The 24,864-nt window shown below is 44.4% G+C and carries 19 protein-coding genes; 17 read left to right on the top strand and 2 right to left on the bottom strand.

The features are described from left to right. Window positions 1-44 precede the first annotated feature (44 nt). Entirely contained in the window at window positions 45-1,658 is a 1,614-nt protein-coding gene (locus tag G590_RS0116220; protein WP_022766711.1) for a CTP synthase, read from the bottom strand. A gap of 109 nt (window positions 1,659-1,767) precedes the next feature. Here G590_RS0116220 and ftsH point away from each other — a divergent pair, with 109 nt between their 5' ends. From ftsH to G590_RS0116200, 4 genes are all read left to right on the top strand, one after another. Then, window positions 1,768-3,984 (top strand): ATP-dependent zinc metalloprotease FtsH, encoded by a 2,217-nt coding sequence (gene ftsH / locus G590_RS19960; protein WP_022766710.1) that lies wholly within the window; start codon window positions 1,768-1,770, stop codon window positions 3,982-3,984. Window positions 3,985-4,136: 152 nt separating this feature from the next. Beyond that, window positions 4,137-4,583, top strand: coding sequence for a DUF4274 domain-containing protein (locus G590_RS19955; RefSeq protein WP_022766709.1), 447 nt, complete (start codon window positions 4,137-4,139; stop codon window positions 4,581-4,583). Between the two features lie 25 nt (window positions 4,584-4,608). Continuing rightward, a complete protein-coding gene (locus tag G590_RS0116205) occupies window positions 4,609-5,169 on the top strand; it encodes a hypothetical protein (protein ID WP_022766708.1) in 561 nt (186 codons plus the stop codon). Window positions 5,170-5,214: 45 nt separating this feature from the next. Further along, on the top strand, window positions 5,215-5,928 hold the full coding sequence (locus tag G590_RS0116200) for a DUF4272 domain-containing protein (protein WP_022766707.1): 714 nt from the start codon (window positions 5,215-5,217) through the stop codon (window positions 5,926-5,928). A gap of 54 nt (window positions 5,929-5,982) precedes the next feature. Here G590_RS0116200 and G590_RS19950 read toward each other — a convergent pair whose 3' ends face one another. After that, complete coding sequence (locus G590_RS19950; protein ID WP_022766706.1) at window positions 5,983-7,185, bottom strand: endo-1,4-beta-xylanase; 1,203 nt, start codon at window positions 7,183-7,185, stop codon at window positions 5,983-5,985. Window positions 7,186-7,391: 206 nt separating this feature from the next. Here G590_RS19950 and G590_RS0116190 point away from each other — a divergent pair, with 206 nt between their 5' ends. The 13 genes from G590_RS0116190 (at window position 7,392) to hprK (ending at window position 24,837) form a co-directional block, all read left to right on the top strand. Continuing rightward, window positions 7,392-8,831 carry a hypothetical protein gene (locus G590_RS0116190; protein WP_022766705.1) on the top strand — a complete coding sequence of 480 codons (1,440 nt, stop codon included), beginning with the start codon at window positions 7,392-7,394 and terminating at the stop codon, window positions 8,829-8,831. A gap of 115 nt (window positions 8,832-8,946) precedes the next feature. Next, entirely contained in the window at window positions 8,947-11,313 is a 2,367-nt protein-coding gene (locus G590_RS0116185; protein WP_022766704.1) for an EAL domain-containing protein, read from the top strand. Between the two features lie 215 nt (window positions 11,314-11,528). Beyond that, on the top strand, window positions 11,529-12,932 hold the full coding sequence (locus G590_RS0116180) for a PTS mannitol transporter subunit IICB (RefSeq protein WP_022766703.1): 1,404 nt from the start codon (window positions 11,529-11,531) through the stop codon (window positions 12,930-12,932). A gap of 12 nt (window positions 12,933-12,944) precedes the next feature. Next, complete coding sequence (locus G590_RS0116175; protein ID WP_022766702.1) at window positions 12,945-14,981, top strand: PRD domain-containing protein; 2,037 nt, start codon at window positions 12,945-12,947, stop codon at window positions 14,979-14,981. A 13-nt stretch (window positions 14,982-14,994) separates the two neighbouring features. Then, on the top strand, window positions 14,995-15,420 hold the full coding sequence (locus G590_RS0116170; RefSeq protein WP_022766701.1) for a PTS sugar transporter subunit IIA: 426 nt from the start codon (window positions 14,995-14,997) through the stop codon (window positions 15,418-15,420). Then, the gene (locus tag G590_RS0116165; RefSeq protein ID WP_022766700.1) at window positions 15,420-16,682 is read left to right on the top strand and encodes a zinc-binding dehydrogenase; all 1,263 of its coding nucleotides are present in this window, start codon (window positions 15,420-15,422) and stop codon (window positions 16,680-16,682) included. The genes G590_RS0116170 and G590_RS0116165 overlap by 1 nt, the downstream gene beginning before the upstream one ends. Window positions 16,683-16,734: 52 nt before the next feature. Beyond that, entirely contained in the window at window positions 16,735-16,992 is a 258-nt protein-coding gene (locus G590_RS0116160) for an HPr family phosphocarrier protein (protein WP_022766699.1), read from the top strand. Window positions 16,993-17,115: 123 nt separating this feature from the next. Beyond that, window positions 17,116-18,990 (top strand): excinuclease ABC subunit UvrC, encoded by a 1,875-nt coding sequence (uvrC, locus tag G590_RS0116155; RefSeq protein ID WP_022766698.1) that lies wholly within the window; start codon window positions 17,116-17,118, stop codon window positions 18,988-18,990. Window positions 18,991-19,254: 264 nt separating this feature from the next. Then, window positions 19,255-20,952, top strand: a complete 1,698-nt coding sequence (locus G590_RS0116150; RefSeq protein ID WP_022766697.1) for a hypothetical protein — start codon at window positions 19,255-19,257, stop codon at window positions 20,950-20,952. 47 nt (window positions 20,953-20,999) lie between these two features. Next, window positions 21,000-21,461, top strand: a complete 462-nt coding sequence (locus tag G590_RS0116145) for a hypothetical protein (protein WP_022766696.1) — start codon at window positions 21,000-21,002, stop codon at window positions 21,459-21,461. Further along, window positions 21,458-22,159, top strand: a complete 702-nt coding sequence (locus G590_RS0116140) for a hypothetical protein (protein WP_022766695.1) — start codon at window positions 21,458-21,460, stop codon at window positions 22,157-22,159. The genes G590_RS0116145 and G590_RS0116140 overlap by 4 nt, the downstream gene beginning before the upstream one ends. A gap of 28 nt (window positions 22,160-22,187) precedes the next feature. Further along, window positions 22,188-23,873: a vWA domain-containing protein gene (locus G590_RS0116135; protein ID WP_022766694.1), complete on the top strand. Its 1,686-nt coding sequence runs from the start codon at window positions 22,188-22,190 to the stop codon at window positions 23,871-23,873. Between the two features lie 13 nt (window positions 23,874-23,886). After that, window positions 23,887-24,837 carry an HPr(Ser) kinase/phosphatase gene (gene hprK, locus G590_RS0116130; RefSeq protein WP_022766693.1) on the top strand — a complete coding sequence of 317 codons (951 nt, stop codon included), beginning with the start codon at window positions 23,887-23,889 and terminating at the stop codon, window positions 24,835-24,837. Window positions 24,838-24,864 lie beyond the last annotated feature (27 nt).

The raw sequence follows: 24,864 nt of genomic DNA, 5'->3' as shown, positions 1-24,864 counted from the left end.
CTTTCCTAGAAAAAAGAGGAAAGCCTTTTATCATCGCAATAATATTATTTTCTCTTGTTCTCATGAGCAAGTGAAGCCTTGATGAATCCTGAGAAAAGAGGATGTGGTCTGTTTGGACGGCTCTTAAGCTCCGGATGAGCCTGAGTTGCCATGTGGAAGTCATTGCTTGGAAGCTCGATCATCTCTACGATCCTGCCATCAGGTGACATTCCGCAGAGCTTCATGCCGTTCTGAACAAGCACGTTCCTGTAATCGTTGTTAACCTCATATCTGTGACGGTGACGCTCTGTGATGTTCTCATCTCCGAAGAGCTCGTATGCCTTGGAGTCTTTATCAAGAACGCAAGGATATGAACCAAGACGAAGTGTTCCGCCGATATCCTCAACACCGTTCTGATCAGGTAAAAGAGCTATCATAGGATGCTGTGTATTGGGATCAAACTCAATTGAGTGAGCATCTGTGTAACCAACAACATCGCGGGCAAATTCTACGATTGCCAGCTGCATTCCAAGGCAAAGGCCAAGGAACGGAAGGTTGTTCTCTCTTGCATACTTAATTGAGGTTATCATACCTTCAATACCACGATCGCCGAAGCCGCCGGGAACGATAAGGCCATCAACGTCTGAAAGGATCTCTGCTACATTGTCCTCAGTAACTTCCTCTGAGTCAACCCACTTGATATCAACTGCGGTCTGATTTGAAATACCGCCGTGCTTGAGGGCTTCAACAACGCTTATGTATGCATCGTGGAGCTGAGTATATTTACCGACAAGGGCAACCCTTGTTTCATGCTTGAGTGAGTAGAGTGTGTCAACCATTGCCTTCCAGTCTGTGAGGTCGGGCTCGGGACATTCAAGGTTTAAGCACTCACATGCAACCTGAGCCAGATGCTCTTTTTCCATGGCAAGTGGTGCTTCATATAAGTATTCAAGGTCAAGGTTGTTAAGTACATGGCTTGAAGGAACATTACAGAAAAGAGCTATCTTCTCTTTGGTCTCGATATCAAGCTCGAGCTCACTTCTGCAGACGATGACGTCGGGCTGAAGTCCCATTCCCTGCATAGTCTTAACAGCAGACTGTGTGGGCTTGGTCTTGATCTCCTGTGAGCAGCGAAGATAAGGAATGAGAGATACAAGGATAAGCATTGCATTATCATGTCCTACTTCGTGCTGGAACTGTCTGATAGCCTCAAGGAACGGCTGAGACTCAATATCTCCGACTGTTCCGCCGACCTCGATGATGGCGATACGTGTCTCATCATCTGTAAAGTTGCGGTAGAACTTGCTCTTTATCTCGTTGGTGATATGAGGAATTACCTGAACGGTCCTTCCGCCGTAATCACCGCGACGCTCCTTTTGAAGTACTGACCAGTATATCTTACCTGTGGTAACGTTGGAATTCTTGTCGAGGTTCTCGTCAATGAATCTCTCATAGTGACCAAGGTCGAGGTCTGTCTCTGTTCCGTCTTCGGTAACGAATACCTCTCCGTGCTGAACTGGATTCATTGTACCCGGATCTATGTTGATATATGGATCAAATTTCTGCATTGTAACTTTGTAGCCGCGGGCCTTAAGTAGACGTCCCAGCGACGCAGCAGTGATTCCTTTTCCAAGTCCTGATACAACACCACCTGTCACAAAGATGTATTTTACTGCCATTTTCGCCTCCCCTTGATTAAATCGATTGTACACGATATAATTCTATGTTATAGTTAAAACATCCTTTTTATTATAGCATGAACGGACATTTAAGGAAGTAGGAAAATATATGGACAATAATCAAAATCAAAGAAATAACAATAACAACCCTCTCGGAGGGGGCGGAGGCAATTCTCCGAGACGCCAGAATTTAATACTGTTGTTGGTGGCAGCACTGGTAACAATGTTTCTCATGACCTATTTTCTGAGGGCATTTTCTGAAAACACCAACAGTGAAGTTTCTTATTCCGACTTTATTAAAAAGGTAGAAGCCGGAGAGATAGAGAAGATCGTTATCGAGGAAGACAGGATCAACATCTATCCCAAGGAAACAAAGGCAGAAGACCAGCTTGGCTTTGGATATTCCCTCACAGGATATACCACAGTTACTTACTACACAGGTAAGGCAGAAGAGGACAGCGTCCTGACCCAGAGAATGCTGGATGCGGGAGTCGAGGTATCAAGCGAAGTTCCCGACAGCTCAGGTGCAATACTCACGTTTCTTCTTTATTATATAGCGCCGATTCTTCTTATGTGGCTCCTTCTCTCAATTATCTTTAAGAGGATGGGCAGAGGCGGCGGACCACTCAGCGTAGGTAAGAGCAACGCCAAGGTCTATGTTCAGAAGGAGACCGGAGTTACATTCAAGGATGTAGCAGGAGAGGATGAGGCAAAAGAGTCTTTGGTGGAAGTTGTAGATTTCCTCCATAATCCAAGTAAGTACGCCAAGATCGGAGCTAAGCTCCCCAAGGGCGCTCTGCTTGTAGGTCCTCCCGGAACAGGTAAGACACTTCTTGCCAAGGCTGTTGCCGGAGAAGCACATGTGCCTTTCTTCTCACTGGCAGGTTCAGATTTCATCGAGCTCTATGTCGGCGTTGGTGCCAGCAGGGTTAGAGATCTTTTCAGCGAAGCAAGCAAGAATGCACCATGTATCATTTTCATAGATGAGATTGATGCCATCGGAAGAAGCCGTGACAGCAAGTACGGCGGAGGCAATGAGGAGAGAGAGCAGACTCTTAACCAGCTCCTTTCAGAGATGGATGGTTTCGATTCTTCCAAGGGTGTACTTATCCTCGGTGCGACCAATAGGCCTGAGATCCTTGATAAGGCACTGTTAAGACCCGGACGATTTGACAGACGTATCATAGTTGATAAGCCTGACCTTAAGGGACGTGAGGAGATCCTCAAGGTTCACTCCAAAGATGTTAAGATGGATGAGACCGTAGATCTTAAGGCAATCGCGCTGGCAACCAGCGGAGCAGTAGGTTCCGATCTTGCCAACATGATCAATGAGGCTGCTATCAATGCAGTCAAGGCACACAGAGAATATGTATGCCAGCAGGATCTTATGGAAGCCGTTGAGCAGGTTCTTGTAGGAAAAGAGAAGAAGGACCGAATCCTCAGCAAGGCAGAGAGAAAGATTGTATCATATCACGAAGTAGGACACGCACTTATCAGCGCAGTTCAGAAGAATACAGAACCGGTTCAGAAGATCACGATTGTTCCAAGAACCATGGGAGCTCTCGGATATGTTATGCAGGTTCCTGAGGATGAGAAATTCCTTCAGACCAAGGATGAGATAATAGATGACATTATTGTCACTCTTGGTGGAAGAGCAGCTGAGGAAGTTATCTTTAACACAGTAACCACCGGAGCTGAGAATGATATAGAAAAGGCTACCAGCATGGCACGAAGTATGATCACCATGTTTGGTATGAGCGACAAGTTCGGACTTATGCAGCTTGAGTCAATCCAGAACAGATACCTGGACGGAAACAGAGTTCTCAACTGCTCCGATCAGACAGCAGCCGAAGTAGACGCCGAGGTCAAGAAGCTCCTTGCTGAGTGTTATGACAAGGCTAAGAAGATCATCAGCGAGCATCTTGATGCAATGGACAAGATAGCGCAGTTCCTTATTGAGGAAGAAACTATTACCGGTAAGGAATTCATGAAGATATACAGAGAGGTTGAGAATCTTCCTGAACCCACAGAAGAGGAGCAGGAGAAGGCAAAAGAGGGAAGAATCTATGCCACAAGAGCTGAGTCAGCTATGGTTGGTGAGAATGTTCCTATCAAGAAGCCCAAGAAAGAAGAACCTGTTATAGAGCAGCCGGCAGAGAGTTCTTACGGAGCAGCTAATGAGCAGCCTGTGAGCGCAGAACCTGCAGTTCAGGATTTTCGAGAGGTTGTAGAAGAGCCTGAGGCGCAGGACAAGGAGACATCAGAGCCTGTTCAGAGCCAGGGACTTTTTTCTCACGTTCCTGAAGATTTTGATAAGAAAGATTGATTCATAGAGACATACGGCCATGGACAAAGTAATGTCCATGGCCTTTTTTTGCGCCTTCAATGGCATCGGAACAGAATTTCGTGAAGTTTAGCCGGGTACAAATTTGTTGCAGCACGCTAATATCTGAAATACAATAAAAAAATATGAAGACAATGAATTCAGACGAAATTTTAAAAGTAAAAGAGTTGTTGTACGACAAGAGTATAGAGGAGGTAATAAGTGCTATTCCTCATATAAATAACAAGGAAACCTTATATGTCTTCGTCTACAACTACAATTGGGATAATGGTTTTGATATTCCGCAAGAAATATTAAACAATGAACAATGCGATCTAAGTATAGCGTTGCTGGTCTTTTACAGAGCCGGCGGATTCGAGTACTTGTCCGGTAAAACTGATAATGAAAACTTACCGCAATGGTCCGGCTTTATTAAAAGATTATATGACTCAATAATATCTAAACGCTATCCTAAGGGAGAGATTGAATTTAGAGTGCCATTGTCCAAGGTTCAGCTATATAAATTAAAAAAGATAATAACGGAAGAAGAGAGTGTTTTTATCCAAAACATTGACGGAAAATGTTTAGATGCTGACTTATGATTGGCGAATAAGGAGATTTTTGTTCATGAAAATAGAAGAATTAAAAGCCAAGTTGGAAAGAGAAGGGCTTCTTCCAATGTATTATTGCGGATGCCCTAAGCATTTCATCCCGGGAGTGGATATATTCAGTAATGAAAAATGGGGCAACATGCCCGATGTGTTTGGGGTTTATAAGAGCGCCGATACAAACCTTTACATTTTCTTTATAACTGACTCAGAGAGAGGAAGGTGTTGCCATAAAGAGTGGTTTTATACAGAGGAAGAAGCATGCGAGTACGTACTGAAAAGAGCTCAAATCAGCAAGGACACATTTTTGGAGGAGAGAAATACTTTTGTTAACGATGTTGTTCCCCAAAGATTTCGATCAACAGAAAGTGAAAAGTATACATATTATAAATTCGATATTGGCAATGGAGCGATGAGAAAAAAAGGTTGCGTGGTAGAATATATCGATAAAAACGGCAATTGGGTTGAGAATATTGAGCTTTTGAGAAACTTCATAGGATTAGATACCGGATTCTATGAAATAACAGAAGCTGAGGCGGAAGCTATCGTTCAAAGCAGAAAGAATAAAGAGGGAATATGACATTAGTAAGCATGATGATGTACAATTGGCTATAGGAGGATGCTTATGGGACTGTTTGATTTCTTCAAAAGATTTAAAAAGAATGGCGCAGCTTCTTGTAAGTCTGCGGAACAAAGAAAGAGAGAGAACATCGAATTTCTGAAGGACCAGGGAATAGAATACCTGGAGAGCCTTCCTTTCATAGAGGATGCATCTCAAGTAAAGCTAAAGGACGTGGATGTTATATGCAAGAAGGCAATATCGACTTTGCTTATCATTCAGGTGGCTCACGATGCGCTGAACAATGAATTTGAAAAATCAAAATCCTTTTTTGGCGAGGAATTTCAGCGCTTTGGCGTTGAGGATTGTCTGAACAAGGAAGAAAAAGAGCTGTGGAACGGAAGCTACACTAAGCAAAGCCTCTGCAATATAACATGGAAGTATGAGACTTTCTGGGCATTGGTATGGGCTCTTGGCATAATAGGGGATGATGAATTCAAAATGCCAACCGATCCGCTTGACTATATGAAAGCGATAAAGATAGTTCGCGAGTGTAAGGACTATGATGAATTCAAGGCCAAGGTCAACATGCGCGATGTGGAAGAAATCCTGGATATGCTGGATCTCTTTTACAGATACCATTGGACCACCGAGGATGCCAGGATAAATCTTAAAAAGCTTCCGAAGATCAACGGTGAAGTAGTGGCCGAGCGCAGAAGAGGTCTGGAGTGGCTTGTCTCTGAACAAGACGATTGGAATGATATACCTCTTAATACTTGATAAAAAACAAGCGGAGCATTTTGCTCCGCCTATTCAAATATATGCAGGTTCTGATCAAACAAGTTTAACAACCATTTCCTGATCGTCGGTGAGAGTCGCATCCGCGCAGATATCGCCGGCGGTCAGTTTGTATTCACCCTTAAATCCGGAGAAGTTTACACGGCCGTTTTCGTCAGTCTTAACTGTGGTGTCAGTCCACCACTCGTCCTTTACAAGCTTTTTAAGCATCTCATACGATGGTTTCTTCGAGAGGTCTTTTCTCAGGAATCCGCTTGGTGCATTAAGCCATGCACCGTCCTTGAAATCCCATGTTGTAATAGCCTCAACAAGAGGATGTGAAAAGAGAATCCGATACATCTCTTCGATCTCCCGGGCCTGCCTTTCTTCGCCCTCGGGAGTGCTTGGCCATTCATCTACCTGCCAGTCGTTGAGATCAACGATGTGTGCAGGCATGATCTCACCTGAAATCAGGGTGTTTTCTGTGAAGTGGATTGGAAGACCAAAGGATGAGAAACGATCCAGAACTTCTTCCAGCTTCTCTTTTCCCCAGTAGCCCTGATGCTGGTGTGACTGGATGCCGATGGCACTTATGGGCACACCTGCATTAAGACATCCGTCAATGAGAATCTCGTAGTTGATGGATGTGTTGAAGTCATTAAGCAGCAGAGTTGCATTGGGGTTACACTCGTGCGCCTTGGCAAAGACCTCGCGGATAAGGCCTACTCTCCCCTTCTCCTTGCAGATCCTGGTGATGGCGTTGTCGTATTTATCAAATATAGGCATGATAACAACTTCGTTGATGACATCCCACATGTCAATAACGCCCTTAAAACCAACAACTTCACGCTCGATTCTCTCAAGCTGCTTCTTAAGAATAGTTTCATTGTCATATTTCATGAGCCAGTCAGCGCATACAGTGTGCCAGCAGAGGGGATGTCCCTTGACTTTGACGTTTTTGCTCTGAAGGTATTTGGCTGTATTCATGAGCATCTCGCTGTTTGGCTTGCCCTCCTCGGGCTCGAAATTACCCCAGTAAAACGGAAGTGTTCCGTAATTAAAGATATCAAGCCAGCTCTGAGTTATCTCTTTTGTTCTGTCATCGCCCTTCATTACATGGGGGATGAAATCAAACGCTCCGCATCCAAAAAGGAAGCTGTGGTTTGTCTGCTCAATATGAACCTCCCTGTTTGCAATGGGGGCTCCGCTCTTGTCTGTAAAAACAAGCACTTTATCAACTTTTCTGTGTGAAATATCCATAAGTTCTCCTGCCTTCTCAAAAGAATGATCATTGTTTTGTCCATTATAATTTATGGATCGAACAGATTCTCCCTAAAACTGTACACAGACTAATCATTATCTGCTTTCTTGCAACGGGATGGCGTTTAGATTTGTATTAATGATAGGAGCTGTGATAAGATTCATTGTCATGCTATGAGACATAAAACAGAGAGGTATTGTGATCTATGATGAGAGCTGTGCTTAAAAAAATGAAAACAGGATTTGTACTTCTTACCGTTATGCTGGTAATGGCCATCCCCATAACCGGGGGCGGTATAGAATTATATCCGTTAAGATCAAATCCCAAAACCATAACGGAATACAAGAGAAAAATGTATAATGACGCCGGCAAAGTTGTGGATGTACCTGAAGATCTGGGAATGTCCTATGATGTCTATTACGACAAAGAGTGGAGTGGTGCAATACTTCGTTCAATCACCGGGCCGTGCTACTACGTGGACAGAGATTTGAACTTTAAGCTCCTGTGCAGCCGAAATACCTGCGCTGCCATAAGCTTCAACGGAGAGGCTGTAGTGTACGGTCAGTCCGAAGGTGGTGAAAAAGCATTTTACTGGTATGATGTGGAAAAAGACAAATCGTATAAGGTAATGACCGGATATGTTAATTCGGCAACTCTTTCCCCAAATGGAAAAAAGGTGGCGTTCGTTAGGTATGACGGCAAGAATTCATCGGTCTTTGTCGCTGAAAAAGTTTCAAAGCCGGAGCCTGTAGCCCGGGGAGATTATGATGTTATATCAGTCAGTGATGCCGGAGAAATAATCTGCAGCGAATACCTTGGAAAGTTCTACAGCTTTTCGGATGGACAAAAAGTGGGCATCGGCGAAACCGACTCTATAAATCAGTACTGCCTTAACAATAAATGCACGCAGTTCATGTTCGTCGGTAAAAATGAAAAGAATGTATATTTCTATGAATTTGGAATGGGCGGTTCGGAGATGGTTTATGAAGGCAGTGTGGGAACTCTTAAACCCGGAGCATATCATGTTCGCCAAAGTAATCGTACCAGCTCTCTGCATCAGGATATATATGACACCGAGAGCCTGTTGGGAACCGTGTTCTATGGAGCAAAACTTACACCGTACATGTTCCATGGAGTAGACAAAGAGATCGAGCAGTTTCCTGCAAGAAGTACTGTTTATACCATAAATACCGGAGATGAATATACGGTGATGATCGCTCAGAGCAGTAAAGATAACAGGACTGTTACCATCAAAAAATACAAAGACGGGGAATGCCTTGATGAGAAGATTTTTGATGACATAACCAAGGAGTCAGTGGCCTGCGACGAGAGAGGACGCTGCTTTTATATTGTTGACGACTTTGGCGTGCTTTACAGATATGAGGACGGTGAGCTGAAAGAGATTGATAAAAAAGCCAAGGCCGGTGGAAATGACGGTATGAAGGTGAATGTTCTGGACGGACTTCTCTACTACAGAAAAGGTGCAGATCTGTATGTGACAGGCGATGAGACAAAGCCTACTGTAGTAGCTGAGAACTGCGATTCTATAACGTCCGGAATGGGGACTGAATATAATATTTTCTATTATGACATGTCAGGTAAGACACATATCCTGATCTATGGTTATGATGCCGTGTCTTATTGATCGTGCGTTTGTTGTAAAAAAGAAACAGTTAATACAGCAGGGAATGATAATTCGTGATACAATAGATTTATATACGATATGTTAAAAGGCCTCGGATTTTTAGGAGAAAGAGCGTATGGTTCTTTATCTAACCGGTAGTTTCATCCCTTATCAGGAGATGGGATCTTATGAGAAGATTCCACCTGAGGAGTGCTATGGCTTTTTTGAAGATCTCAGGGGTGAGTGGCCGCAGTCCGCTAATTTATTGTATGTTCCCTGTGATCCTGAGGCTGTTTCTGAGAACGAGCATCAGAAGAAGCGCCTTTTGGATGCATTTGAATTCACAAATCTTCCCGTAGGAGAGGTGAAAATACTTGATGAAAAGCCGGATAGTTCTGTTAAGGATCTTATTGCCTGGTCCAATGTTATCTATCTGGCAGGCGGTCATGTGCCTACACAGCTGGCATTCATGAAACGAATTGGCCTTAAGGATGCGCTTGCAGATTATGATGGCATTGTAATAGGGCTTAGTTCGGGTTCGATGAATGCTGCATATAATGTATATCTTTTGCCGGAGCTTAAGGGAGAAGCTGCGGATCCAAACTATGTCCGTTTTTCTGACGGACTTGATCTTACCAACATTGAAATTATTCCCCACGCGGATACCATAAAGACAATGACCATCGATGGCAAAAATGTCATCGAAGATATTGTGCTGCCCGACAGCTACGGAGGCAGGTTCTATCTGATCACTGACGGAAGCTACTTCAAGGTAAAAAACGGAAGAACAATGTTCAGAGGCGAGGGCGAAGTTATTGAAGACGGAGTTATCAGCCCGCTCAAAGAGGGTGCTGTAATCCCATACATGGGTGTTTATGAGCAGCCGGTGATCAAGACCATTTTGGCTGACGGATATGACATGATCGTCTCTGTCAATATAACTAATGGGGTCTGTGAAGTCTATTATCTTAATCAGTCTCTGTGGGGCGTTTTTGAAAGCACGAAGCTTAAATACAATGATATAGTTTTCAAGCTTTCTCAGAAGGTAGTTGAGGAGGAAAGAGAGAACTTTTTAAATTGCATGAACATGACTTATATTTGCCATGAGATTGTAGAAAGGGGAAATTTTGTAAGGACTGTTCATGTAGATGTTGAGAGGGGACGAAGAGCAAAAAATATCAGAGTCAGGGAAGTTCCCGGATATCCCGACTGGAGACTGTTTGTATTCTTTGATATCACGTCTTCTTTGGATCACGATGTAATGACTGATGAGTATTCCAGAGCCGGATTTTTGGACAGGGCAGAACTCTTTATTTCAGAGTTTGCAGATTCAGGAAATTATTCTCTTGTCTACACAAATGTAAAAGGGTTTAAGGCGGTAAATGAGCTCTTTGGAGACCAAAGCGGTGATATGGTCATCTTTCAGACCAGGGATGTACTGCGCAAGTATCTTAGACCGATAATCATGGGAAGACTCGAGAGTGATCATTTTGCTCTTATTACCGCCAATGAAAACCTTAAGGACAAAAACCTCAAAGCCATGTGCAGTCAGACTTTCAGGGTTGAATCCAAGGAATTCAATTATGAGATACGTTGCGGAATTCATGCGATAAACAGCTCCGGGGCGAGGGTTACCCAGATCCTGGCAGGGGCAAAGCTTGCTGAAAAGAACATCAAGACCGGAAAAGGAAATCTTCTTTACGCATATTACGACGATGTTCTGAAGGAAAACTATGTAAAGCAGAGATTTCTTCTGGCAGACTTTGAGAGAGCTCTCGATGAGAATGAATTTGAACCGTATTATCAGCCTATTGTTGATGCCAAGACCGGAGAGATTGTCAGCGCTGAGATGCTTATAAGATGGCGGCACAAAGATCTTGGAATGGTATCACCCGGCGATTTCATTCCTGTAATTGAGGCAGAGGGAAAGATACCTTCACTTGATAATTTTATTGTCAGCCGTGGTATGGAGCTGATTGCGAGAAGGACATACAAGAAGAAAAAGATTGTTCCATGTGCCATGAATCTTTCAAGGGTAGATTTCTATGATTCACTTTTCATTGAGAGTATATTCGAGAGGATAAAAGACCTTGAGCTGGATCCAACTATGGTCAGGTTTGAAGTAACAGAGTCGGCTTATGCGGATCTGGAAGCCAAGGCCATGGACTATCTGAACCGGATGCAGAAACAGGGGATCCAGATCCTTCTTGATGACTATGGAAGCGGAATGAGTTCACTGTCCATGCTTGAGAACTTCAGCTTTGATATCATCAAGCTGGACCTTGGCTTTATCCGTAAGATAGGTATCAATGAAAAGGCTGAGTCAATAATAATCACAACCATCGGACTTGCCCACATGATAGGCGCCAAGGTTACTGCCGAAGGAGTTGAAACGGAAGAACAGCTTAAGTTCCTCAGGAACTATGACTGTGATTATATTCAGGGCTATTATTTCTACAAGCCGATGCCTGAGAAAGAATTTGAGAAAATACTGGATAAATAAATACTGCGCGGTGGTTATGGACACCGCGCATTTTTTGACTCTTAAGGACTTGTCACTTTCTGCTCGTGACAAAGTTAAAGATGTATGAATTGAAAATTAAATTGCGTACAAATATAATGGGCTTACATCAAACGAATGCGTTCGGATTATACACTTGAAAATCCGGCAGACGTGCCGGGACGTACCTATCGCATAGGTTGGAAGGGGAAATCCAAATGAAAGAAAAAATACAAAGCTTCGGCCGTTTCCTCAGCGGAATGGTCATGCCGAACATCGGCGCATTTATTGCTTGGGGTCTTTTGACCGCACTATTTATAGCAACTGGTTGGCTCCCAAATGAACAGCTCAGTTCAATGGTTGACCCGATGATCAAATATGTACTGCCTCTGCTTATAGCTTATCAGGGTGGTAAGATGGTCGGAGGACAAAGAGGAGCAGTTATGGGTGCCATTATGGCAGTTGGTGTTATCTGCGGAACAGATTACGTTATGTTCATGGGCGCAATGATCGCAGGACCTCTTGCCGGATGGGTTATCAAGAAGTTCGACAAGGCAATCGAAGGCAAGATTCCTTCAGGCTTCGAAATGCTTGTTAACAACTTCTCAGTAGGTATCCTTGGTCTTTTACTTGCAATCGTTGGTTTCTATGTAATCGGACCTTTCATGGGCGGAGTACTTGCAGTCCTTAACGGTGGCGTTGACTTCCTTGTAAGCCACAGCATTCTGCCTCTCGTTTCAATATTTGTTGAGCCTGCTAAGGTTCTTTTCCTTAACAACGCTATTAACCACGGTATCTTCACTCCTCTTGGAGCAGAGCAGGTTAGCCAGGCCGGAAAGTCAATCTTCTACATGATCGAGACAAACCCCGGTGCAGGTACAGGCGTACTTGTTGCTTACTGGCTCTTTGCTAAGGATAAGGTTACAAAGGATTCAGCTCCCGGAGCACTTATCGTACATCTGCTTGGTGGTATCCACGAGATCTACTTCCCATATGTACTTATGAATCCGCTTCTTCTCCTTGCTACAATCGGTGGATCAGTAGCAGCCATGATCTTCAACACAGCATTTAAGCTTGGTCTTGCAGGACCTCCATCACCCGGATCAATCTTTGCTTACGTTGGAATGGCACCTAAGGGATCAACCTTCATGGTTCTTCTCTCAGTAGTAGTTGCAGCAGCAGTTTCATTTGTTATCGCAGCTCCTATCATCAAGCTTTCAAACTCCAAGCAGTCTCTTGAGGAGTCAACTTCTCAGATGAAGGAAATGAAGGCACAGTCAAAGGGTGTTGCAGCAAGCGAAGTTAAGACTGTAGCTGACACACTTGTAAGCACAGCAGCTGCAGATGTTAAGCACATCGTATTTGCATGTGATGCAGGAATGGGCTCATCAGCAATGGGAGCAACCGTTCTCAAAAAGAAACTTGCCGATGTCGGAAGAAAAGATATTGAAGTAACTCATGCTTCAGTTTCTGAGATTCCGGAAGGCACACAGATAGTAGTAACTCATCAGGATCTTGCTGCAAGAGCAAAAAAGAGCGCTCCTAACGCAAGACTGATAACAATCAGCAACTTCATGTCTGCTCCTGAGTATGATCAGCTCGCTGAGGAACTCAGAGCATAAGACGGAGATTAAATGGAACTTACACCTCGCATTAGACAGATTTTAATATATTTGTTAGAAGCAGAGCAGTCGGCGACAGACAGTGAAGTCGCTGATGCTCTGGGTGTAAGTAAGCGCACTATTTTAAGGGAAGCGGATTATATTTCGAGCATTTTAAAGAGCTATGATCTGACCCTTGTAAGAAAAAAGGGCGAGGGATCTTTGATTGTTGGTGATGCGGATAAAAAGGCAGAGCTTCTTAAGATCGTCAAAGCCCGCAAAGAACAGGTGGTATCTGATAAGAATCAGAGAAGGAATCTTCTTAAGCTTGAGCTTCTCAGAAATCGCGAGCCTCAAAAGCTCTTTTACTACAGCGATATGTTCGGAGTGAGCGAAGCGACCATAAGCACCGACCTGGAAGCCATCAGCGAATGGGCAGGGGAGTGCCATCTGGATATCATCAGAAAACCCGGCTACGGAATCATGCTCTCGGGAAGTGAAAAGAGCTATCGCATGGCGATGCAGCGCTATGTCACAGAGAACATGAAGAGCAAGAAATATGCGGCAGAGGGAGATAATATCTATTCTCTTATGAATGAAGGGATCCTCTCTGAAGTTGAATCGGTTCTGGAAAAACTGGACGAGCCATACCTTAATCTTTTGACGAACGATGCATTTGTCGGCTTACTGGTTCATCTGGCAGTTGCTGTCGAGAGAATAAGTCAGGGCGAGCTTGTGGATGAGCAGACCTACGATGCCAGATTTGATAAGGGGTACGATATCGCCAAGAATATCGCAAAGGCATTGGAGGATGAATTCTCAATAGAGATTCCCGAATCGGAAGTAAACAATATACTGCTTCACATAAACGGAGCAAAACTGAACTATACCAGCGAGACCATCGGTGAGAGCGGCATTAATACCGATGAACTCATGGTTATAATCGATGGCATGATAGATGTCTTTGACCCGGAACTTGCCAGAGAACTCAGAGTGGATGATGACTTTATAAGAGGTCTCATGGTACATCTTGAACCGGCTCTTTACAGGATGAAAAACGACATGACCATCAGCAATCCACTGCTCCTTCAGATAAAGCAGGAGTACCCGGAGGTGTTTGAAAAATGCGAAAAGGCAGCAGAAGTCATAAGGGACAAGACAGATCTTGTTCCTAATGAAGCTGAGATTGGCTACCTTGCAATGCACTTCGGTGCAGCAAAGGAGAGAATTGACTCAAGAAAGCGCAAGAAGCGCACGGTTACAATAGGTGTCATCTGTGCCAGCGGATTTGGGGTAGCGCAGCTTATGATGGCAAAGCTTAAGAGCCACTTCTCAGATTGGGATATAGTTCTGAAGGCATACGGTGTTGATGAGATCACACAGCATACCGTATCCAGAACAGACTTTTTTATATCAAGCATAAATGTGGATGACCTTGGTGTTGATTATTGCCAGGTGAGTCCCCTGATCACAAACAGAGATGTTTTGCAGATCAGTGTTAAGATCGACGAATATGCATCAATGCCGGCAAGGCAGGAGAACAATGATTTCACAAGACAGCTTGATGAGATCAACAACGTTATTACAAGGGTAAAAGGTGTTATTAGAAGGTATCATCACCTGATAGTTTCAAAAGATACGACCCTTGAATCGCTAATAAAGCTTATAGCTGCGGATATTACTGACACGCCAAGAGCGGCAGCAGTACTTGCTGCGGACATTATCGCCAGGGAGCAGGTTATGAGCCAGCTTTTCCCGGAGATAGGAATAGCTCTTTTCCATTGCAGATCAAAGGCGGTAAAAGACTGTCAGATAATAACAGCGGGACTGGAAGGAGAAAGCTCTTTTACAGATCCAAAGCTTGACGGCATTAAGGCAGCGCTCTGCATGACAATGCCAATAGACGAACACAGGCAGCAGAATGCTGAGATGCTTGGGAGGGTGTCCGGTGCCATCATCGAGGACGAGAAGTTTCTTGCGGCTCTTAAGAGGGGAGATGAGGAAGGCATTCAGGACAAGCTACAGGAGATACTAAGGGCCTATTTTAGCGAACAGCTAGGCGTGTTTTAAACCGGAGGTACATATGATACTGGAAACTAAGAATATCTTTATAAATCAGGCAAGCAGTGAGAAGGAAGATGTCATCAGAAAGATAGGAGATATCTTTGCATCACAGGGGTATACCAATGAGTACTACACTCAGGCAATGCTGGATAAAGAGAAGGTGTTTAATACATATATTGGAAATGAGGTAGCAATACCTCATGGTATTGAGGAAGCAAAAAAACATATTTTAAAAACGGGACTTGTAATGATGACATTTCCTGATGGACTTGACTGGGGCGCTCCCGAGAAGGTCAAGGTTGTTATCGGAATTGCTGCGGTTGGAGATGAGCACCTTGATGTGCTTCAGAAGATCGCAATGACATTCTGCGACAAGGCAGGTGTTGAGAAGGTTTTGACCATGAATGAACAGGAAATAAGTCAGCTTTTTGAAGGAGAGGAATAATGAAGACCAGAGCAGTAAGAATGTACGGAGAAATGGACCTTAGACTTGAGGAGTTTGAGCTCCCCGAGATCAAGGATAATGAGATACTTGTTAAAGTAATCAGCGACAGTATTTGCATGTCAACATATAAGCTTGCCAAGCAGGGCAAGAAGCACAAGAGAGCACCTCAGGATATCGATGTAAATCCTATCATAACAGGACATGAGTGCTCAGGCGTTATCGTAGAAGTAGGAGAAAAGTGGAAGGACAAGTACAAGGTTGGCGACAAGTGGGCACTTCAGCCTGCGCTCAACTATCAGGGCAAGCTTGATTCTCCCGGATATTCATATCGTTTCTGCGGCGGAGATGCAACATATTGCATCATGCCTCACGAAGTTATGGAGCTGGATGCACTTCTTCCTTATCACGGTGAGAGCTTCTACCAGGCATCTCTTGGAGAGCCTATGAGCTGTGTTATCGGTGGATACCACGCAAACTATCACACCAACAAGCAGAACTATAACCACGCAATGGGAACAAAAGAGGGTGGAAACATTCTTATTATGGGCGGCTGCGGACCTATGGGTCTCGGTGCTGTAAGCTATGGACTTCGCTTTGAGAATAAGCCGAAGAGAATTGTTGTAACAGATCTTGATGATGCCAAGCTCGCAAGGGCAGCAGAGGTTATCAGCCCTGAGTTTGCAAAAGAGAAAGGTGTAGAGCTTATCTACTTCAATGCTTCAGGTGATGATGCAGAGCAGAAGCTCATGGATCTCACAGATGGACATGGATATGATGACGTATTCGTATATGTTCCTGTAAGAAGCGTTGCTGAGATGGGTGACAGACTTATGGCTTTTGACGGCTGCATGAATTTCTTTGCAGGTCCTACAGACAACCAGTTCAAGGCTGACATTAACCTCTACAATGCTCACTACACAAGTACTCATATCCTGGGAACAACAGGCGGAAACAACGATGACCTCTTAGAGGCTCTTCAGCTTGCTGCCAAGGGCGAGATCAACCCTTCAGTTATGGTTACACACATCGGAGGACTTGATGCAGCAGCAGAGACAACCTGCAATCTTCCGGGGATTCCCGGCGGTAAGAAGCTGATCTATACGCAGATCGATATGCCTCTTACAGCAATAGATGATTTTGAAAAGCTCGGAGAGAGCGATCCTCTCTTTGCAAAGCTTTCAGATAGCTGCAAAGCTCATCAGGGACTTTGGAACCCTGAAGCAGAAAAGATTCTTTTTGATCACTTCGGAGTTGAGATTTAATCTCGGGTGATCTCTGGCATCCCGGATCGGATGTGCATGCAGGAGGCTGTTTATGAAAGTATTTACTTATACAGTAAAAGACCCCGAGGGGATTCATGCACTTCCGGCAGGGGGTCTCATCAAACTTGCCGGTACGTTTAACTGCAGCATTACAGCGCAGGGAAACGGCGGCAGCGTTGATCTAAAGCACTTGTTTGGCGTTATGTCTCTTGGCATAAAATGCGGAGAGAGTATCACCATCACCTGCGACGGAGAAGACGAGGCAGGAGCAGAAGCAGCTCTTTTGAGATACCTGCAGGATAATCTTTGATGCCATATGGCCTCATCCTCTAATAGTATCCTTTTTTTCCTCTTTAACAAATCATTAAGGCACCGACTTCCTCACACTTCGTCGGTGCCTTAATGGCGTGTTTGTGATATTATTGTTAGGAATATGGGAAACTTTGACATTCAGGAAGAACTAAAAAAGCTCCCGAAGAACCCGGGAGTCTATATCATGCGTGATGAGAATGACACCATCATGTATGTCGGAAAAGCCATAAACCTGCACAACCGTGTTAGGTCTTATTTTCGTGCAAATATTGGCCGTGGTCCTCAGATTGACCGCATGGTTAAGCAGATTGCGAGATTTGAGTATATCGTTACGGATTCTGAGCTTGAGGCGCTGGTTCTTGAGAACAACCTGATCAAGGAGCATTGCCCCAGGTACAACACGCTTCTTAAGGATGACAAAACTTATCCTTATATAAAGGTTACCGTTGCAGAAGATTATCCGCGAATTCTCTTTTCCCGTCTCATGAAGAAGGATAAGTCAAGGTACTTCGGCCCGTTCACCAGTGCGGCTGCGGTAAAAGACACAATAGAACTTATAAATAAATTGTATGGTCTCAGGACATGTAATCGCGTACTGCCAAGGGATATCGGGCTTGAGAGGCCTTGTCTTAATTATCATATGAAGCAGTGCTGCGGGCCTTGCAACGGGCATGTTACCAAGGAAGAGTATCGTGAGAGGATCGACAAGGCGCTGGATTTTTTGAACGGTAATTACTCCGTGATCTTAAAAGACCTTCAGGAGAAGATGGAGGCTGCATCAGAGGAGCTTGATTTTGAGAATGCGGCACGGTACAGGGATCTTATCGCCTCAGTGAAGGTGGTGGCCCAGAAGCAGAAGATGACTGATTCCTCCATGGAGGATAAGGATATAGTAGCGATCGCAGCAGATGATAAGGATGCCGTTGTTCAGGTATTCTTTGTCCGCGACGGAAGGCTCATCGGTCGTGAGCACTTCTACATGACGCATATTTCTGAGACTCCCAAACAGGAGATTCTCGGTAATTTCGTCAAGCAGTTCTATGCAGGAACTCCTTTTATTCCGAGACAGCTCATGCTTCCTGAAGAGATCGAGGATATGGATATAATCGAGAAGTGGCTGAGCCAGAGAAAAGGAAGCCGCGTATATATTACAGTTCCGGAGCGCGGACAGAAGGAGAAGCTCATGGAGCTTGCTGCCCAGAACGCCGAGCTGGTTCTTTCCAAGGACAAGGAGAGGATCAAGCGCGAGGAGGGCAGGACCATCGGCGCGGTCAAGGAGATCGAGAAGCTTTTGGGGATCAAGGGACTTACAAGAATGGAGGCCTATGATATCTCGAATATAAGCGGCTTTGCTAACGTTGGATCCATGGTTGTCTATGAGAAGGGCAAGCCCAAAAAGAGTGATTATCGTAAGTTCAGGATCAAGACCGTTGCCGGTCCCGATGATTATGCATGCATGAAGGAAGTCCTGACCAGAAGACTTCTTCACGGAATAGAGGAGCGCCATGATCTTGAAGTCAGGGACATTGATGCACAGTACGGAAGCTTTACCAAGTTCCCGGACCTCATCCTTATGGACGGCGGACGAGGCCAGGTAAATATCTGCCTTCAGGTACTGGATGAACTTGGCATAACCATTCCCGTCTGCGGAATGGTCAAGGACGACAACCACAGGACCAGAGGTCTCTACTATAATAATGTGGAGCTTCCGATAGATACCAGGTCTGAGGGATTTAAGCTTATAACAAGGATTCAGGATGAAGCGCATCGTTTCGCGATTGAGTACCACAGGTCCTTACGCAGCAAGGCCCAGGTAAAGAGCTCTCTCGACGACATTCCGGGTATTGGTCCCGCAAGGCGCAAGGCTCTCATGAAGGCTTTTAAATCTATCGAAGATATCAGGCAGTCCTCCGTGGAAGAGCTGGCAGCAGTTCCTGAGATTCCGCTGAGTACTGCGCAGCAGATCTACGATTTCTTCCACAATGCAACAGATTGAAGCTGTTAACTGTGTATAAGGCAGAGGGTGATATCTGCCCACTGTCTTTGGATATGCTAATATTAGTGCCGGATCCAAAGGCTACTCGGGCGCCGAAGTGCGGCGCCCGTTATACTGTCCATTGGCTCCGGTATTTATATGGGCATTTCCAAAGGGGATCACATGTATACCAGTGCAGACCAGTGGACAGATGAAAATATTCTGTCACTGATAGAAGCTTGTATAAATTTACAGGACTAAATTAAAGGATTTAAAGATTTATATATGAAAAAGAAGTTTATGGGAATAATACTGGCATTAACATGCGCAGCAACTGCGATCACAGGATGCCAGACAACTTCAACCCATGAGCCGCCAAAGGTTGATACAATAAATGAGGTTCATACTTTTGATGATGAAGAGATCAGTGTGGCAAGGCTGTTTGAAGGTGCACTGGAGAATATCAGATATGCCAAGTATTTAAAAGTTTCAGGTGAGTATAGTTATTCTTATTCACACACTATCGGAATAGTGGGCACTGACAGCAAGATTAAAAGCAGTGCAGAAGGCCCTGTGGAATATGAAATCTTTCGCGATGATGACGGGAATTCAAGCAGTATTCTTAACGGGGAGGTAGAATATAAACACTCCAGCTATTTCAGAGACTTTGGAAACAAATATGATGATGAGCATAAACAGGCAAGTTATACATATTACAAGACAACGCAGGGAGCTGATACAAAAGACAGGTTTGTTTATTACGGTGACGATGGTATCTGCGGAACGATAGATATTGAAAGACTACTGCTGGCCAGCCTTGACGGTAAGACGGTCAAGAAGTTTTCAAAAGCAGGCGATAGTTATTATGTCGCTCTGGAGGGAGACTTTTCAGATGCAAGAGCTGCTTTTTCAGGAAATATCATCGGCAGCAAAAAACTCTCATCTGCGCATTATTATTTTGATTGCAAAACTCACGAATTGCAAAGTGCTTTATTTGGTGGGTATACATCAAATGAACATGAATCCAACGGCATTCATTATGGATCTGAGTCTGAGAGCTTTCATTTCGAACTCAGTATTGATACCGTATTAAATAAGGCCGTGGAGCTTCCGGAGATTCCGGAGGGATTATCCAGCAACGGAAATTTAAATGAACTGCTGATGAACGAGAGGGAAATTACCATCAGCGAAGAGATCAGCAATCCCTTCAATATTCAAAACGAGTTTTATAGTGTTGCGAGCGCTGTTTGGGACGGCGTTTGCGAGATGCCCGAGGAAGACAGAAACACTTTGCCTGAGATCAAGGAAGCCATGGTGATTGCTGCTTCGGAGTTTGATCTTGATGAAGTGGACTGTGAGTATGCGCTCCTTCCGTCTGTCTCAATGGAAGGTGGCACAAGAGGTGTACTTATCCGATACGCGCTATGCAGTGAGGGAACTATTGTCGGATACATTATCATTCCGGTGACAAGCGCATCTGATGGAGTAATGGTTGGCGAGGCAATTTCACTGGACATAAAGGACTTCGCCAAGATATCTATGTTAGGAAGAATGCAGTTTGCCCACGATTTCACTCCGGGATGTCAGTATTATGTACAGTATATGCTCACAGATGATGCTGAACTTCTCAAGGAGTATAGCTATTTACAGGAATTAAAAATGTCTTCACTCACTGATCAGGCTGAAGTGGTCAACTTCCCTGAGGAAGATTGGAAGATGCTTCAAAAACTTGCATCAGAACAGGAAATCGCAAGACTGAGTGCGCTATACAGATATGAAATAAGAGAAAGGGAGGACGATTCTTACATATATAAACCATATTATGTAATAGATTCGAATATGAGCTCGCAACAGATTTCAGACCTGGAAGACGCTTATTCCATAGAATTGGAATCAAAAGCGGCAATAGACAAGAAGCTTTCAAAAGCAAACTATTCTATAGAAGTAAATGCTGTTTCATGGGTGCAAATTCCGGTCGAATAATATATAATATCTCACAGATTGTTGAGAGGAAATTTTGTTGAATCGCAATGATGAACCCTGAAGTTTTACTGCTCCAGAGGAAGATAGCCGGATATCCCGAGCAGATCGATAAAATGCAAAAAAGATATTCGATGGTTTTGGCACCAAAGGCAGCTACCATCGAGTCTGCCATAAAAGGGCTTAACGCATATATAATCCAGCTCAAGGTTAACGACAGCTCTTTTACCAAAGTCGGAGCGTCGATTTCCGAGGACCTTGCAAGGCTTGAGGAAGTGATTTCCGAAGAGACTGCAGGGGGAAAAGAGCTTTCGGAGTCCCTCAGGATGAGCCACGTGCAGCTTCAGCATGCATCAGCCACCGTAGAGACATACAAAAATGCGATCGGCGCGCAGCTGGACAGTGCCCGTACAGCACTGGATACACTGACACTTGCTCAGAAACATAAAAAGACATTGGATGTAGTAAATCTTCTTTCAATGATAGAAAAGGGAGATGGTTATAAGCTATGAAAAAGAAGAATGGATTGATTGTTGGGGTAGTACTTCTTCTGGCCGGTATAGCGCTGACAACAGCTCTTTTGGTCAATGCGGGAGACATGATCATTTCAGTCGGAATCGGGGCATTCAGGATACTTACAATTGTTGGCCTTGTTGCCCTCGCCGCGGGATGTCTTTTGACCTTCGTTCCGATCATCGCCAAGGTGATCCGTGACAGGAAGGAAAAAGAGACTTTGGCCAGACAGGCAGCAGCTGAGGAAGAAGAGATCCGCAAAAAGAAAGAAGACGTAAAGGGCCTCGTAAGCCAGCTGATGGAAGAGGAAGAAAACTTTGTTCCGGTTGGACAGGAGCTTCTTAAAGCAATGTCGGACATGGACGAGTTTGTTGAGAGAAATGACAAGCTCTTTAAGTTCAACGATATGACTGAGTTTGAGAGCATGAAGGAGATAATCTCCCAGGCCAAGAACGCGCTCTATCACAATTGCCGCGGAGTGGTCAATTTGTATGTTGCTCTTGAGAATTCGGGAGAATTCAAAGGGGAAGCCGATAAGATAATCCGCAACAACGATGAGATTTTGAATAATGCCAAGAAGTTCCTGCTCGAGCTTGCAAGATACACCAACGAGCAGAATGAGGATACGGATGCAGTTACCATGATCCGGGATTATGCCGATGCTATCGGCCAGTCACTGAGACATAGTTATGACTGATATATTATGAATTTGTGAGGAAAAGACATTGAAGAAAAGAAAGTATATTAAAGCATTGATGGCAGCAGTACTTGCTCTTACAGTAACCGGCTGCACAAGTAACGTAACAAGCAACAACACACTGAACAATTCTCTGAGCTATGACGACGCCGTAACAGAGCTCAATACTTTTGTTAAGAAGATCAATCCTACAACTGTTCCTGCAAGGCTTGATGTTGATATGTCAGAAGCTTCTGTAGCGGACTCGCTTGCAAGCATTGATACATTTGACATGATGCTTCAGGGAAGCGGCAGCATAAATATTGAGATCGCTGCTCCTTCGGAATTCAGCGGTAAATCTTATCCTGACGAGTGGCTTGTTGCTGTTGGTCAGAAGTTCAACAAGGCGGGATACACAGTAGACGGAAAGAGCGTTTCCGTTTCAATCAGAAAGATTTCATCAGGTGAGACCCTTACCTATATCACAGAGGGCGGATATCAGCCGGACCTTTACATCCCATCCAATGAGATGTGGGGTGAGATGCTTGAGGCAAGCGGTGTTAAGACCACCAAGCTCACAGACAGGATCGCAGGCAACACGGCCGGAGTCCTTATGTCCAAAAAGGTTTATGATGATTATACAGCCAAGTACGGCGATGTAACCGTTGACGGTGTTCTTAAGGCAGCTAATGCCGGTGACCTGGTATTTGCTTACACCAACCCATATACATCTGCGACAGGTATGAACATCCTCTGCTCAATGCTCCATGCATTTGATAATGCCGATCCTCTTTCATCAAGTGCCGTAGATCAGCTTGTACAGTATCAGAACAACGCTCCCACAGCTGCTTACACAACATCAATCCTCAAGGAGTCAGCAGCAAAGGGAATTATCGATGCTATGGTAATGGAGGAGCAGACATATATCAACACTCCTGAGCTCAAGAACTACGTATTCACTCCTGCCGGTGTTCGTCATGACCATCCCGTTTACTCATTCATCTGGACAGATGAAGAGGAAACAGAAGTTGCCAATATGTTCATTGAATACTGCCAGTCTTCTGAGGGCCAGGAAATGGCTAGAGAGAGAGGCTTCAACCTCCACGAGGAGTATACTTCCGAGAACTACGGAATGTCAGGTGCTGACTACCTCGCAGCTCAGAAGGTATGGAAGACCAACAAGAACGGAACACGTCCTACAATTGCAGTATTTGTAACTGATGTTTCAGGTTCAATGAACGGATCACGTATCAAGTCATTGAAGAGTTCTCTTCTTAATACAATGCAGTACATCGATTCCGGAAGTTACATAGGACTTGTAAGTTACAGTGACAGGGTTTTCATCAACCTTCCTATCGAGCAGTTCGACAACAAGCAGAGAGCATACTTCAGCGGTGCGGTAAAAGACCTTGAGATCGGCGGACAGACTGCTACCTATGATGCAGTTCTTGTAGGAATGCAGATGCTTCTTGAAAAGAGCAAGACCGTTCCCGATGCGAATCTCATGCTCTTTGTCCTTTCAGACGGAGCACAAAATGCAGGTTATGAACTCAAAAGAATTACACCAATAGTTGGTGGTCTTGGAGTTTCGGTATATACTATTGGATATGAGATGACAAGTTCAGATAAAAAAGATCTGCAGACTCTTTCAGAGATCAATGAGGCAGTATGTATTGATGCTGACTCAAATGATATTGTTAATGAACTTCGTAACCTGTTCAATGTAAACATGTAACCAGGAGGATAGCATGTCAAGTGTAAGTCTTAAAACCATCATTGAGAAAATGAAGCTTGAAAATCTGACCCCGGAGATCGACGTCAAGAAGATCAGGATCACCCAGCCGGATATCAACAGACCGGCGCTCCAGCTGGCAGGATATTTCGAGCACTTCGAAGCCACGAGACTTCAGGTAATCGGTTTCGTTGAGTACACCTACATGGAGAATTTTCCCGAAAAAGATAAGGAGAAGATGTACAGGGAGTTCTTATCCTTTGACATCCCGGCAGTTGTTTTCTGCAGAGAGCTCGCTCCGGATCCTCTTTTTGTGAAGATAGCCCTTGAGGAGAGAGTACCGGTACTTATTACCAAGAAATCAACATCTGCGTTCATGGCAGAGATCATCAGATGGCTCAATGTTAAGCTTGCTCCATGTATTTCAATCCACGGGGTTTTGGTGGATGTATTCGGTGTAGGCGTTCTTATTACAGGTGAGAGCGGAATCGGTAAGTCCGAGACTGCCATAGAGCTTATCAAGAGAGGACATCGGCTCGTATCGGATGACGTTGTTGAGATCAGAAGGGTGAGTGAAGAGACCCTGATAGGTTCAGCGCCTGACATAACCAAGCATTTCATCGAGATGCGCGGTGTCGGAATCATTGATGTCAAGACACTTTACGGTGTATCAAGTGTAAAAGAAACTCAGAACATCGACCTTGTCATCAAGCTCGAGGACTGGGATAAAGATAAAGAATACGACAGACTGGGTCTGGAAGAGGAGTACACGGAGTACCTTGGAAACAAGGTTGTATGCCACAGGATTCCTATCCGTCCCGGAAGAAACCTGGCTGTTATCTGCGAATCGGCAGCAGTTAACCACAGACAGAAAGCAATGGGCTACAATGCAGCTCAGGAGCTTTACAACAGAGTACAGAACTCTCTGGCCAGAAGAAGGTCAGAGGATGATGATGATGATGAATAAAGACCACATAGAAAATTGGAGGAAATA

The sequence above is a fragment of the Butyrivibrio sp. XPD2006 genome, from assembly GCF_000420865.1.
Taxonomy (GTDB): Bacteria; Bacillota; Clostridia; order Lachnospirales; family Lachnospiraceae; genus Butyrivibrio.
This window is presented reverse-complemented; position numbering and strand designations above follow the sequence as displayed.